This is a genomic window from Ruegeria sp. YTSC002 (assembly GCF_059609845.1).
In genome coordinates, this window is sequence record NZ_JBXWML010000002.1 from 153,744 (window position 1) to 165,986 (window position 12,243).

General features: G+C 58.5%; 14 protein-coding genes and 1 pseudogene. 6 read left to right on the forward strand and 9 right to left on the reverse strand.

Annotation, left to right across the window (positions count from 1 at the left end; all coding sequences use genetic code 11):
* Positions 1 to 27 precede the first annotated feature (27 nt).
* From AC2FFD_RS05885 to AC2FFD_RS05910, 6 genes are read right to left on the reverse strand one after another with little or no spacing between them, the layout of a single operon-like run.
* A complete protein-coding gene (locus tag AC2FFD_RS05885) occupies positions 28 to 1,089 on the reverse strand; it encodes a TRAP transporter substrate-binding protein (protein WP_257601053.1) in 1,062 nt (353 codons plus the stop codon).
* Positions 1,090 to 1,113: 24 nt separating this feature from the next.
* Positions 1,114 to 2,403, reverse strand: coding sequence for a TRAP transporter large permease (locus AC2FFD_RS05890; protein WP_170345268.1), 1,290 nt, complete (start codon positions 2,401 to 2,403; stop codon positions 1,114 to 1,116).
* Positions 2,404 to 2,991, reverse strand: a complete 588-nt coding sequence (locus AC2FFD_RS05895; RefSeq protein ID WP_425079286.1) for a TRAP transporter small permease subunit — start codon at positions 2,989 to 2,991, stop codon at positions 2,404 to 2,406. It abuts the gene before it with no gap.
* A 53-nt stretch (positions 2,992 to 3,044) separates the two neighbouring features.
* Positions 3,045 to 3,563, reverse strand: coding sequence for a flavin reductase family protein (locus AC2FFD_RS05900; protein ID WP_425079285.1), 519 nt, complete (start codon positions 3,561 to 3,563; stop codon positions 3,045 to 3,047).
* Positions 3,560 to 4,450 carry an aldo/keto reductase gene (locus AC2FFD_RS05905; RefSeq protein WP_496872444.1) on the reverse strand — a complete coding sequence of 297 codons (891 nt, stop codon included), beginning with the start codon at positions 4,448 to 4,450 and terminating at the stop codon, positions 3,560 to 3,562. The genes AC2FFD_RS05900 and AC2FFD_RS05905 overlap by 4 nt, the downstream gene beginning before the upstream one ends.
* The gene (locus AC2FFD_RS05910; protein ID WP_170345264.1) at positions 4,450 to 5,604 is read right to left on the reverse strand and encodes an LLM class flavin-dependent oxidoreductase; all 1,155 of its coding nucleotides are present in this window, start codon (positions 5,602 to 5,604) and stop codon (positions 4,450 to 4,452) included. Before AC2FFD_RS05910 ends, AC2FFD_RS05905 begins: the two co-directional genes overlap by 1 nt.
* Before the next feature lie 105 nt (positions 5,605 to 5,709).
* Between AC2FFD_RS05910 and AC2FFD_RS05915 the strand changes: the two genes are divergently transcribed.
* A complete protein-coding gene (locus tag AC2FFD_RS05915; protein WP_480684973.1) occupies positions 5,710 to 6,420 on the forward strand; it encodes a GntR family transcriptional regulator in 711 nt (236 codons plus the stop codon).
* Positions 6,421 to 6,432: 12 nt separating this feature from the next.
* Positions 6,433 to 7,527, forward strand: a complete 1,095-nt coding sequence (locus AC2FFD_RS05920) for a Gfo/Idh/MocA family protein (RefSeq protein WP_480684974.1) — start codon at positions 6,433 to 6,435, stop codon at positions 7,525 to 7,527.
* Here AC2FFD_RS05920 and AC2FFD_RS05925 read toward each other — a convergent pair.
* Positions 7,466 to 7,963 carry an NAD(P)-dependent oxidoreductase gene (locus AC2FFD_RS05925; RefSeq protein WP_480684975.1) on the reverse strand — a complete coding sequence of 166 codons (498 nt, stop codon included), beginning with the start codon at positions 7,961 to 7,963 and terminating at the stop codon, positions 7,466 to 7,468. The two genes, AC2FFD_RS05920 and AC2FFD_RS05925, sit on opposite strands and share 62 nt — an antisense overlap.
* 232 nt (positions 7,964 to 8,195) lie before the next feature.
* Positions 8,196 to 8,651 (reverse strand): hypothetical protein, encoded by a 456-nt coding sequence (locus AC2FFD_RS05930; RefSeq protein WP_496872755.1) that lies wholly within the window; start codon positions 8,649 to 8,651, stop codon positions 8,196 to 8,198.
* A gap of 129 nt (positions 8,652 to 8,780) precedes the next feature.
* Here AC2FFD_RS05930 and AC2FFD_RS05935 point away from each other — a divergent pair.
* Positions 8,781 to 8,942, forward strand: a pseudogene (locus AC2FFD_RS05935) (helix-turn-helix domain-containing protein); the annotation flags it as partial.
* A 70-nt stretch (positions 8,943 to 9,012) separates the two neighbouring features.
* On the opposite strand, the gene AC2FFD_RS05940 reads toward AC2FFD_RS05935, so the two are convergent.
* Positions 9,013 to 9,219 carry a LysR family transcriptional regulator gene (locus tag AC2FFD_RS05940; RefSeq protein WP_480684977.1) on the reverse strand — a complete coding sequence of 69 codons (207 nt, stop codon included), beginning with the start codon at positions 9,217 to 9,219 and terminating at the stop codon, positions 9,013 to 9,015.
* 197 nt (positions 9,220 to 9,416) lie between these two features.
* Between AC2FFD_RS05940 and AC2FFD_RS05945 the strand changes: the two genes are divergently transcribed.
* The 3 genes from AC2FFD_RS05945 to AC2FFD_RS05955 all read left to right on the forward strand — a co-directional run bounded on the left by AC2FFD_RS05945 (position 9,417) and on the right by AC2FFD_RS05955 (position 12,223).
* Complete coding sequence (locus tag AC2FFD_RS05945; protein WP_496872448.1) at positions 9,417 to 11,084, forward strand: GMC family oxidoreductase; 1,668 nt, start codon at positions 9,417 to 9,419, stop codon at positions 11,082 to 11,084.
* A gap of 461 nt (positions 11,085 to 11,545) precedes the next feature.
* On the forward strand, positions 11,546 to 11,731 hold the full coding sequence (locus AC2FFD_RS05950; protein ID WP_496872449.1) for a hypothetical protein: 186 nt from the start codon (positions 11,546 to 11,548) through the stop codon (positions 11,729 to 11,731).
* 102 nt (positions 11,732 to 11,833) lie between these two features.
* Positions 11,834 to 12,223 carry a COG4315 family predicted lipoprotein gene (locus AC2FFD_RS05955; RefSeq protein WP_496872451.1) on the forward strand — a complete coding sequence of 130 codons (390 nt, stop codon included), beginning with the start codon at positions 11,834 to 11,836 and terminating at the stop codon, positions 12,221 to 12,223.
* Positions 12,224 to 12,243: the final 20 nt, after the last annotated feature.

Below are 12,243 nucleotides of genomic sequence, written 5' to 3' on the forward strand. Positions count from 1 at the left end.
CCAGGCCGCAAAGCCCGGCCCAACCGTTCACTTCAGATCCGCATCGCGAGCGGCGTTGACGTCCGCCTCAGCCGCCGCGACCGCCTCGGTCAGTGCAGCAAAGATCTCGTCGCCTCGCGCAACGTTGGACTGGAACCAATCATAGACTGGCGTTGCGGCCTCTTTGAACGCAGCCTTCTGGTCGGGTGTCAGCACATAGAGGTCTCCGCCGCCGGCGACGAAATCCTCATAGGCTTGGATCGACTTGCGCTTGGGGGATGCAAAAGTGGCCTGTTGCAACGCATAGAACCCGTCGACCACGACGCGGCGCATATCCTCAGGCATCTCTTGGAACTTGGCGTTGTTCATCCACCACAGTGCGCCCATATAGGCATGGCCGTCCAGCGTTACATATTGCAAGCCCGCATCCGGGAATTTCATGCCCATGATGTCGGTGATGCCGTTCTTGGATCCTTCAACGACACCGGTCTGGAAGCTGGTGAACAGTTCCGGCCACGGGATCGGGGTAGGCGAAGCGCCCAACGCCTTGACCAGTTCCTGCGGCAGATCGGCGACCACGGTACGGATTTTCAAACCTTCCATATCCGCAGGCTCGGCAATGCGGCGCTGGGTGTTGGCAAAGTTGCGCCAGCCGCCGGTGTTGCCGATGGTCATCAGACGGATCGCGCCGCCCGAGTCCTCAAGCGCCATGTCACGCATGGTACGGGTGAAGTCGCCCGACAGGACATGCTCGGCAATGCGGTCATCAGCCATCAGATAGGGCAGGTCCAGAACCTGCACGTAGGGAAAGATGCCTGAGGCACCGCCCGAGGTCGAGATGTAGATGTCGATGGTGCCGTCTGCCACGCCCTGCAAACATTCGGCCCCGTTCGAGCAGAGCTGTGTGCCGATGAAAAGCTCGACCTCGATCGCGCCGTTCGAGGCAGATTCGACATAGTTCTTGAAGACGATCAGCCCATCATAATCCTCATCGTTTTCGTTCGAATTTGCGGTTGCGCGCAGCGTATAATCGGCGGCTGTCGCAGCCATGGCGGACGCCGCCACCAGCGATGTGGCCACCGCTGCGGTTTTGATGAATTCTCTGAGCATGCGTTTCCTCCCTGTGAAACTCAGTTAGTTGGCAAATCCCGTTATCCTCGGGATCGTCATGGAAAGTGCGGGTATGTAGGTGATCAAGAAAATCACGATGATTTCGACCGCCAGGAACGGCAGGATCGCCTTGGCGATGGTTTCAACCCGTTCGCGCGATACGGCGGCAGCCACGAATAGCACCAAACCCATTGGCGGGGTGGCGAGGCCGACGGTCAGGTTGACGCTCATGATGATGGCGAAATGGATCGGGTCGACGCCGAGGCTGGTGAAGATCGGGCCAAGGATTGGTCCAAGGATGATGATCGCGGGGCCTGCGTCCAGGAACATGCCGACGATGAACAGTAGCAGGTTGATCAGGAACAGAAGGATCAGCGGGTTTTCTGACAGGCTGAGGATCAGCGAGGCCAGTTGTTCCGGCGCATGGCTGAGGCTGACAACCGTCTTGAACGCCATTGCCGCACCGACCAGCAGAAGAACAACGGCTGAGGTCATGCCCGCGTTGCTGAGCACCTCGGGAACTTCTTTCCATGTCAGTGTGCGCAGGACGAAGAAACCGATGATGAAGGCATAGCCCACAGCGACTGCCGCAGCCTCGGTCGGTGTAAAGATACCACCCAGAATACCGCCCAGAATGATGACCGGTGTCAAAAGTGGGAAGAAGGCCTTCAAACTGGCCTGACGCCTCTCGGACCATGTGTATTTGCGGCTGGCGACGGGGAAGTCGTAGCGGTCGGCCATCAGTTTGATCATCAGCATCAGACCGACACCGACCATCACGCCCGGAACGATCCCCGCAAGGAACAACGCGGCCACGCTTTCGCCCATCACATAGGCATAGATGATCATGATGCCCGAGGGCGGAATGATCGGCCCGATCACCGAACTCGCCGCCGTGATCGCGGCGGCGAATTTGCGGGTATAGCCCTGTTTCTCCATCGCCGGGATCAGCATCGACCCCAGCGCCGAGGTGTCCGCCACGGCGGACCCGGACAGGCCCGCAAACAGGATCGAACTCAGCACGTTCACATGCGCCAGACCACCGCGCAGATGGCCCATCAGAGCTTGGGAAAACTCGACAAGGCGGATGGTGATGCCGCCTCGGTTCATGAGCTCTCCGGCCAGCATGAAGAAGGGGATCGCCATCAGAGGGAAGCTGTCCATGCCGTTATAGACATTGCGATAGAGCAGCGTGATGTCGTTTGTCTGGCCGTTCAGCCACAGCAGGATTCCGGGCGCCGCGAGCAAAGCGAAAAAGACCGGCAGGCCGATCAGCAGGAAAATCAGGAAGGTGGGCAGGAACCAGATCAGCATTTATTCGGCCCCCACTGCCGCATCGGGAATTTCGGGCAAAAGGTGGCCGCCGCCCAGCAGAGTAATGAAGGATCTCAGGATCAGCTCGATATTCACCGAGATCAGCAGGACGATCCCCACCAGCAGCGATGCCATCATCCAACTGCGCGGAATGCGATACCATTCGTCGAACCCGAAAGTGGTGGGCAGATACAGCGCGGCGGTGGCGAATTTGCCGCCAAAGCCGGTAACCTCGGACCAGCCGATGTTGACCGCGACCAGCAGGACGACGAGCGCAATCAAAAGCAGGAACAGATTCAGCGTTTGACCGATGATACGGGGAAGGAAGCGTTCCAGCATGTCTATGGCCACAAAGCCGCCGCGCCGAAAGGCGGTGGGCGCCATAAGACCGGTCATCCACAACATGCAGAACCGCGCGGCCTCATCCGGCCACGGCAGCGCATTGCCCAGAACGTATCGGAAAAACACCTGGATCAGGATTGCGATCACCATGAGCGCAATCGCAACAACACCAACCGCGCGGCCCAGACGCAGCACGGTTTCGTTCACGAATGCAATCGGCGCAAGCACCGATGCCAGTCCGCCCATGCGGATCCTCCCTTGTTCAGCCGCGGGTGTCCCCCGCGGTCATCAAATCGCGCTTAGGTTTTCGCGAATTGGCCGAGTTTCCCGGCATAAAAGGTCAGCGCGTCTCCATCCGACATGCTGACCCGAAGAACTTTTCCAACCACGATAACGTGATCGCCTGCATCGTGATACGCGTGCTGTTCGCATTCGAATCGCGCCAGGCAGTCCGCCAACACCGGTGTCCCGTTCTCACAGCGCTCGTGGCGGATGTCCCGCAGTGCAAAGGCGTCTTTCGAGCAGCCGAAACACAGCTCGGCCTGTTCCGCGGACAGCACGTGGACGCTGAAATGGCGCGCCTTGTGGAAATAGGGGAAGCGGCGCGAGTTGCGGTCTCCGGCCCACATGATCAGCGGTGGGTCGAGCGATAGGGACGAAAAGCTATTCGCGGTGATGCAGACCGGCCCGTCCGCGCTGTCGCAAGTCACGATCGTGACGCCGGTTGCAAAGCGGCCGAAGGCGTCGCGCAGGGTGCGTGTGTCGTCCTTATGCGGAATGAAGGTGCGGGTCATGTCCTTTGAGATTGCGTTCATCATGGTACCTCATGCCCCAGTGCCGCCTCGTACAGGCGGAACCAGCTTTCGCGATCCAGTTTGACTTTCAATGCGTCCGAGGCGCGTTTGATCCGGTCCAGATTGTTGGTGCCCAGAACCGGCAGGATGTTGGCCGGGTGGGCCAGCAGGAACGCCACTGCGACGGCCGCGCGATCCACGCCGAACCTGGCTGCGATTTCGTCGGCGACGACCCCAACCGGTGGGTTTCCGGCCATCAACAGGCCTCCACCCAGCGGCGACCATGCCATCACCGGATGGCCATGCTGTTGGTGAAACGCCAGGTCCCCGTTGGTGAAGGGGCTGATCTCACCCAGAGAAGTTTCGATCTGGTTGGTGACCAACTGCGTTTTCATCGCCGATTGCAGCAACGACCAATCCCACGGGCGGAAGTTGGACACGCCCACCGCGCCGACCTTGCCGCTGGCGACAACCTCATCCAGGGCGGCTCCGGTTTCATGGTGGTCCATCATCGGATCTGGACGGTGGATCAACAGCAGATCGATGTGGTCAATCGCCATTTCCGACAGCGACGTTTCGACCGACTTCAGTATGTGGGCGCGCGAGGTGTCGTAGTATTTTACCTTCGCATCCGCGTAACGGCCAACCGGCGCGACGATGTCGCACTTGGTGACGATCTCCATCTTCTGACGCAGGCTTGGATTGGCGCGCAGGGCCGCGCCCAGCACGGCCTCGGCCTGATAGCCGCCATAGATGTCGGCCTGATCGAAGGTGGTGATACCCTGATCCAGACAGGCCTGAATCTTGGCCTCGACATGGCCCGCGGACGTGTCACTGTCATCGCCCAACCGCCACATGCCATAGACAAGGCGGCTCATTTCCAGCGAGTCAGATAGTTTCACACGTTGCATCAGCGGCGTTCTCCTTTGCCCAGCGGTGTGGCCGGGGTCGTATCTGGAACCCTTCCGTAAGCTTCGGGAAGGGAGCAGGTTTTCAGGTTTGGCAACACGCGGGCACCGAAATGGCGGGCTTCGTCCAGATGCGGGTAGCCCGAGAAGATGAAAGCGCGGATGCCCATCTTCTGGTATTCTTCGATCTTCGACATAACCTGATCGGTTGATCCGACCAGAGCGGCACCGCAGCCAGACCGCGCCCGGCCAACACCGGTCCAGAGACCGGGTTCGACATAGCCGTACTCATCCGCCAGATCGCGGTTCCTGGCCTGGTGCGCCACGCCCAGCGAGGTCGAATCCAGCGCCCGTTCGCGGATGGCACGACCGTATTCGTCGTCCAGCTTCGAGACGATGTAATCCGCGTATTCCTGTGCCTCAGCCTCGGTATCGCGAACGATCATATGGACACGCAACCCGTAATCCAGCGTGCGGTCGTAGTTTTCAGCGACGGCGTGAACAGCCTTCATCCGCTCGGCCAGTTGGTCCTTGGTTTCAGGCCACATCAGATAGACATCGCAGTGCTCGCCACACAGGTTCAAAGCGGAAGGAGAATAGCCGCCGAAATAAAGCAGCGGGCCGCCGGTCTGATATGGCTTGGCCGGGTCAGTAGTCAGGCCCGAGAAGTTATAGACCTCGCCTGCATGATTGATCTCATCCTGCGTCCAGGCCTGTTTCAGAATCTCCACCACTTCGCGAGAGCGCTGATAACGGAACGCGCTGTCGGCTTTCTCACCGGGAAAGTCGGATGAGATGATGTTGACCGTCAACCGCCCCTTCAGCATGTGATCTAGCGTTGCGATGGTGCGGGCCAGCATGATTGGTTGCATCTCACCACAGCGCACGGCGGCCAGCAGGTTGATCCGGTCGGTGATCGGGGCGCAGCCGGCGACAAAGCTCAACGTGTCTTGACCGACCTGATAGGAGGACGGGCAGAGGATGTTGCGGAATCCCTGCGCTTCGGCCTCTTTCACAATGCTCGAGCAATGCTCCCAACTCGACCGCAGGTCGCCATCAGGGACGCCAAGGAACTGGTAATCATCGGAACACAGCGCGGCAAACCACGAAACTTCGGCCGCATCCAGATCGGGGGATGTGATGGGGACGATGCTCATTTGATTCACGCTCCGTACATCTTTGACTTTCCTCTTGCGTAGCAATCGCTTTGATGTAGATCAATAGTGTATCAATTTTTCCTGCGACCGAGTGAAGCGTCTGCCGTGCCTGCATCCAACCGAAACCCTAATGCCCTGCCGGTATTTATTCAGATCGCGGAACTTCTGATCCGTGACATCGCGGCTGGTCGCCTTATTGAAGGTGAGCGCTTGCCACCCGAGCGCGAGATGGCCGCAGAGCTGAATGTCTCGGTTGGAACTCTGCGAAAATCGCTCTCTGAGCTAGAAAAAAAGGGCATGTTGGAGCGTATCCAAGGCTCGGGCAACTACATCCGCGAGACCGGCACACAAAACAGCGTCTATGCAATGTTCAGGCTGGAACTGCCTGAAGGGGGTGGCCTGCCACGTGCTGATATCCTGTCGGTTGACCATCTGAATAAGCCGGTCGACCTGCCGAAATTCGGTGCTTCTGACGCCGGTTCGCGTGTCCGGCGGATGCGCTACCTGAATGATACAATCATCGCTGTCGAAGAAATCTGGCTGGACGAATCAGCGGGCCTGATCGACCAGAGCCTGCTGTCCGACTCGCTCTATCGCTATTATCAGCGCCAGTTGGGCTTTTGGATCGCAAGAGCCGAAGACAGGGTTTCGGTCCGGCCCCTACCGGACTGGACGCCTTCTGACTTCACCAAGCCAGCAGGCCAAGCAGTCGGTTATATCGAGCGGTTCAGCTGGTCGGAAAACGCCGAACCCGTTGAATTCTCAAAAACATGGTTCGACCCGGATCGGGCCAACTACGTCCAACGTCTGAAGTAAAAGGAATCGCACATGACCCGGACCATCAATTACGGGCTGATTGGATGCGGAATGATGGGGCAAGAGCACCTGCACAACATCGGGTTGCTGGAAGGTACCAGTGTGGCTGCGATCTATGAACCCGATCTGGAAATGGCAAAAGCCGCCAAGGCAATTGCGCCAACTGCAACCATGGTAGGTTCCGTCCAAGATCTTCTGGCGGTAGAGGAACTGGACTGCGTCGTCATTGTCAGCCCGAACCATCTTCATGTGGACCAGATCTGCGAGATCGCTGAAACACGTCCTCTGCCGCTTCTGGTAGAAAAACCATTGTTCACCGACCCGCAGGACGCGCCCCGACTCGAGCAGTTGCAGCGCGACTACCCCTGCCCGATTTGGGTTGCGATGGAATACCGGTACATGCCCCCTATTGCTGCTTTGATCGACAAAGCCGAGGCGACGGGTGGGGTAAAAATGCTGTCGATCCGTGAGCATCGTTTTCCATTCCTGGACAAGGTCGGCAACTGGAACCGGTTCAACCGAAATACTGGTGGCACTTTTGTCGAGAAATGCTGCCACTTCTTCGACCTGATGCGTCTGATATTGCAATCCGATCCGGTGCGTATCACGGCAAGCGGTGGGCAGGCGGTGAACCATCTGGACGAGCGTTACGACGGTCAAACCCCGGATATTCTGGATCACGGCTATGTTCTGGTCGACTTTGCTTCGGGAGCGCGCGCGATGTTGGAGCTTTGCATGTTTGCCGAAGGCTCACGCTATCAGGAAGAAATATCGGCCGTCGGACCGGACGCCAAGATTGAGGCGTTTGTTCCCGGGCCCGGACGATTCTGGCCCGATCATTTGGGAACTCCGCCACTGCCGCAGGTGATCCTGAGCCCGCGCAGTCCCAAAGGTCCGGTATCAATGGACGTTCCGGTGGACCCCACCCTTTTGGCGGCAGGGGATCACAATGGGTCAACCTACTATCAGCACAAAGGATTCCTGGCCGTTCTTCGTGGCGAAAAGGCAAAACCGGATGTGAGTTTGAAGGACGGCCTCTGGGCTGTCAGGATGGGGCAAGCGGCGCAACAGGCAACAGAAACCGGTGAAACGGTTTACTTGGTCTGACATACACCCGCTGGTTCCTGCCCGGCCTGCTGGTCGGCTGGCCGGTCTGCCTTTCCCCTGCGCTCATGAACGAGTGCTGGTAACCGACCGTGAACGCAGCCCGCCGAAAATTGGCTGATTGTGCCTCGTGACCCAGCGCAACGGCAAAGTCTTCCATCGATAACTGCGATTTGCCCAGTTCATCGTCCAGCAGGGTGTCGGTACCGGTTCTGTACGTGCCCAGGCGTGGACCGGGCTGCAAGAGGGCTGGCGGGTTGGCGTAAGTCCAGTTTGCCGATGTTTCAGAGGCGCAGAGTCCCCATTGCGCCATCGATGCGCGGGCTGTTGGAACGATGTTGTCAGGCGAGAAGTCCGGATCTGACATAACCGTATGTGGACCGCCGTTTGGCAGATGCAGACGCGCGGCGCCGCCAACGACGATCAGAGCCGTACCCACGCCATTTGTCGTGGAAGCGGTTGATCGAAAACACTTCGGACGCTGTGTCTTACCTTGGCACGCGTCCGTTCGTAGATGAAATCTACGGTCTGGGCGTTTGTCAGGGCGGTTCGATCATCGCGTCGGCTGCCGTGACCGATCACCGGATCAAGAAGATTGCCATGGTGTCCGGCATGATGGCAGCGGACGTGACCTGCCCCCGAAACTTCCCTCGATCTGATGTAGAGTTTGCTCAACCTCTTAAAGGAGCAAACGAACTCTTGAAGAAGCAAACGAATGCGAAAGAGCCGTTTCGCGGAAGCCCAGATTTTTGGGATGACCAAAGAACAGGAAGCCGGGATGCCGTCACCCCAATATGCGTGTTGAAGAACTCGACCATCGTTTCGGGGTGCTCGCCAAGAGAGTTAAAGCCGATGAAGCGACGCGTATCGCTGTCCTTGATCCAGTGCAGTTTCTTGTCATCACCCGGGTTCAGATCGCAGGTTGTCTGAACGTCTTTCCCAACGTTTTTGGCGTGGAACGCGACAAGAAACGAAGGCGGCAAGGTTGCGCCTTGCAGGGTCATCGCAACAGCCAGGCCGATATCATCACCTCCAGTGTTTGAAGCCCATCCCACAATGCAAATAGTTGTCTTGTGCTCATGCGCGGCTGGCGAAATCACGCTTTGGGGCGGCTTGGCCTCGCGCAACACAGCCGCTGGACCAAACAACAAGCTTCCAAGTGCGTTTCACAAAGTGTCTGACGTCCTTATCTGTAAAACACACGACTTGATCTGACATTTCTGCTCTTTTGGAGCGCAAGTAAGGAGTGTCGATCAATGACAAGCATTCAGGAAAACATCATCAAACCGAAGCTGGGGCTGCTGGAACTGGCCAAACAGCTCGGCAGCGTTTCACAAGCCTGCAAGGTAATGGGATACAGCCGGGACAGCTTCTACCGGTTCAAGGAATTGTATGAGCAGGGAGGCGAGCAGGCGCTGGTGGGGGCTGCGTTGGAAATCACTGACTGCATCGAGCACTTGTTGAGCCTTCGCCAAAACCGCAGTGTCGTCATGAGTGATCTGCAACCCGGTTGCTGTTTCGGTTGAACAAGGTAAGCCCCTTTTCTTCGGCAAGACGCTTGAATTGATGGCTGATGGCCGGCTGTGTCAGGTTCAACACCTCGGCTGCGCGTGAAACACTGCCTTCACGGGCCACCGTCACGAAGATCAGGATGGTGATAAGGATCGAAAACCGGTCTATGTAGGACTTACTCATATGGCATTATGCAAATTGTCATTAGCTTTTTGCCTGCCGCTCCCGCAGAGATCGGTAGAACCAGCGTTGTGTGGTGGTGGGTGAACCGCCCCCACCCTCGGAGGTGAATCAAAAGGGCCTCGTACCAGTAAACAGGAATCCGTTTCCTTTCCGGTGCGCAAATGGCGAAGCAACGACAGAACAGGTGGAAGACAAAGATGTCTGACGGCGCAAACAGGTTCGACTATATCGTGATTGGCGGCGGATCGGCCGGGTGCCTGCTGGCCAACAGGCTGAGCGCCGATCCCGGGAACCGGGTTTTGCTGCTTGAGGCAGGCAAGCCCGACACCTATCCTTGGATACACATTCCGGTTGGCTATCTCTATTGCATCGGCAACCCGCGCGCAGACTGGATGTACACAACCGAACCCGCCAAGGGGCTGAACGGGCGCAGCCTGCTTTACCCGCGCGGGAAGGCGCTCGGCGGGTGCTCCTCGATCAACGGGATGATCTATATGCGGGGCCAGGCCCGCGACTATGACAACTGGGCCAAGCTCACCGGTGAAGAGGCATGGAACTGGGAAAACGCGCTGGCCGACTTCAAGGCTCATGAGAACCACTACCGGTTGGATGACGGTGCCGACCCACGCACCGGCGACAACAGCCGGTTTTCCGATCTGCACGGGCATGGCGGCGAATGGCGGGTGGAAAAACAGCGACTGCGCTGGGATGTTCTGGACAGTTTTGCCGAAGCCGCAGTCGAAAACGGCATCCCCAAGACCGATGATTTCAACACCGGCGACAATGCCGGGGTTGGCTACTTCGACGTCAACCAGCGTTCTGGCTGGCGTTGGAATACCTCCAAGGCGTTTCTGCGCCCCGCCAAGTCGCGCTCGAACCTGTCGATCTGGACACAGGCGCAGGTCGAGAAGTTGACCTTCGAAACAGGCGAGACTGGTCGGTTGCATTGTACCGGCGCAGTTGTCCACCACAAAGGACAGCCCATTGCGGTCGAGGCCACAAAGGAGGTGGTTTTGTCTGCTGGCGCCGTGAACTCGCCGCAAATCCTGCAACTGTCGGGGATCGGCCCGGCGGCGCTTCTGAAAAAGCACGGAATTGATGTCGTCATGGATGCGCCCTATGTGGGTGAAAACCTACAGGATCACCTGCAAATTCGTGCGGTCTACAAGGTCAAGGGTACCAAGACGCTGAACACCTTGGCCAATTCGTTGATAGGCAAGGCCAAGATCGGACTGGAATATGTGCTGAAGCGCTCTGGCCCGATGAGCATGTCGCCCAGCCAATTGGGGGCTTTCACCCGGTCTGATCCGGCAAGACCGCACGCCAACCTCGAATACCACGTTCAGCCGTTGAGCCTTGAGGCGTTTGGCGAAGACCTGCATGATTTCCCCGCCATCACCGTCAGTGTTTGCAACCTGAATCCGACCAGCCGCGGGCATGTCCGCATCGCGTCTTCGGATTTCCGTCACCCGCCCCGGATTAAGCCCAATTATCTCGATACAGACGAAGATCGCAGGGTTGCCGCTCTAAGCTTGCGGCAGGTGCGCGAAATCATGGCTCAGCCGGCGATGGAAGCCTATGAGCCGGAAGAATTCAAGCCGGGCATTCAGTATCAATCCGACGAGGAACTGGCCCGTTTGGCAGGCGATATCGCCAGCACGATCTTTCACCCAGTTGGTACGATCAAAATGGGCCGAGAGGATGATGAAACCGCCGTTCTCGATCCGCATTTGCGCATGAAGGGAGTGATTGGGCTGCGCGTGGTCGATGCTTCGATCATGCCAGAGATCACCAGTGGCAACACCAATTCACCCACGATCATGATCGCGGAAAAGGCCGCGGGCTGGATGCTGGCGGGTCAATAAGTCCCGTAGGCATCCGGGTGAAAGAACTTCCCAGAGGATCCATGTGCAAGCCATTCTCCGATCTTCCGGTGACCGGCGTGAAAGTCGCCGGCCTTGCCAGGTGTATCGCCGGTCCTGCTGTCGCAATGTTGCTTGGCGATCCGGGCGCGGCATCAACGGCGTTCCAATCGCGTCGCAGACCTTCTCTCCGGCGCCCGGGCAGCGGACGATCTCCGTTGCCGAGTTTACATACGTTGCCCGCAAGGTCGCGGTTCAGCTGCCCCGGACCGAGGGCGTCAGCCTGACCCACCTGGTGGGCGCCGCGGACGAGGTCCTTCGCGATACGCCCGTCTCGGAACATCCGACACCGTACGGCATCAGGCATCAGCAGCTTGCGGCCAGGGCAGCGCGCCTATTCGACCGCACCAGCCGGTCTTCTGTGCCACGGCGGTGCGCAGATCCCACTGACGAACGGTGACTCCTTGTCGACTCCCGCCGAAATCGCCAATCTCAAGCTGACCGCCCGCGACGGTCGCGCGATCTATATGCGCGATGTGGCCTTTGTATCGGATCTGGATAAACGGCATGTCGCCACGCTGCGGCGCGACATCCACATCCCGCTGTCTTTGTCCGATCAACCGGCATTTGGTGCGGCACGCATGACCTAGCTGTGCGCAAAAAAACTCAGGCCCGGGGGAATAAACCCGATCGCCTGCGTGTAAGTGTCATGTCTGCGATGGTGCAGACGCCCGACACGGAGGAACACCCGAATGACCCGCACTTCTTTTGCGCTGACCACATCCACCCTGATGGCATGCGCCCTTGCAACCGTCGCCGCCGCTGGCAATGCCTCGGTCCTGACCGGGAAACTGGGTGATCAGACCATTTTGATGGATGCCAACAAGATGACCCTTTATACGTTCGACAAGGACGAAACGGGCAAATCCAACTGCTATGATCAATGCGCAGTGAACTGGCCGCCCCTGACCGCAGCCGCGGGAACCGACCTGCCCAAGAACTATTCGTTGATCCAGCGCGACGATGGCACGATGCAGGTCGCCTACAAGGGACAACCGCTGTACCTGTGGATCAAGGACAAACAACCCGGAGACATGACCGGCGACGGCGTCAAGGGCGTGTGGCATACCGCGCGGCCCTGATTGCGGCGCAAGGGGGCGGT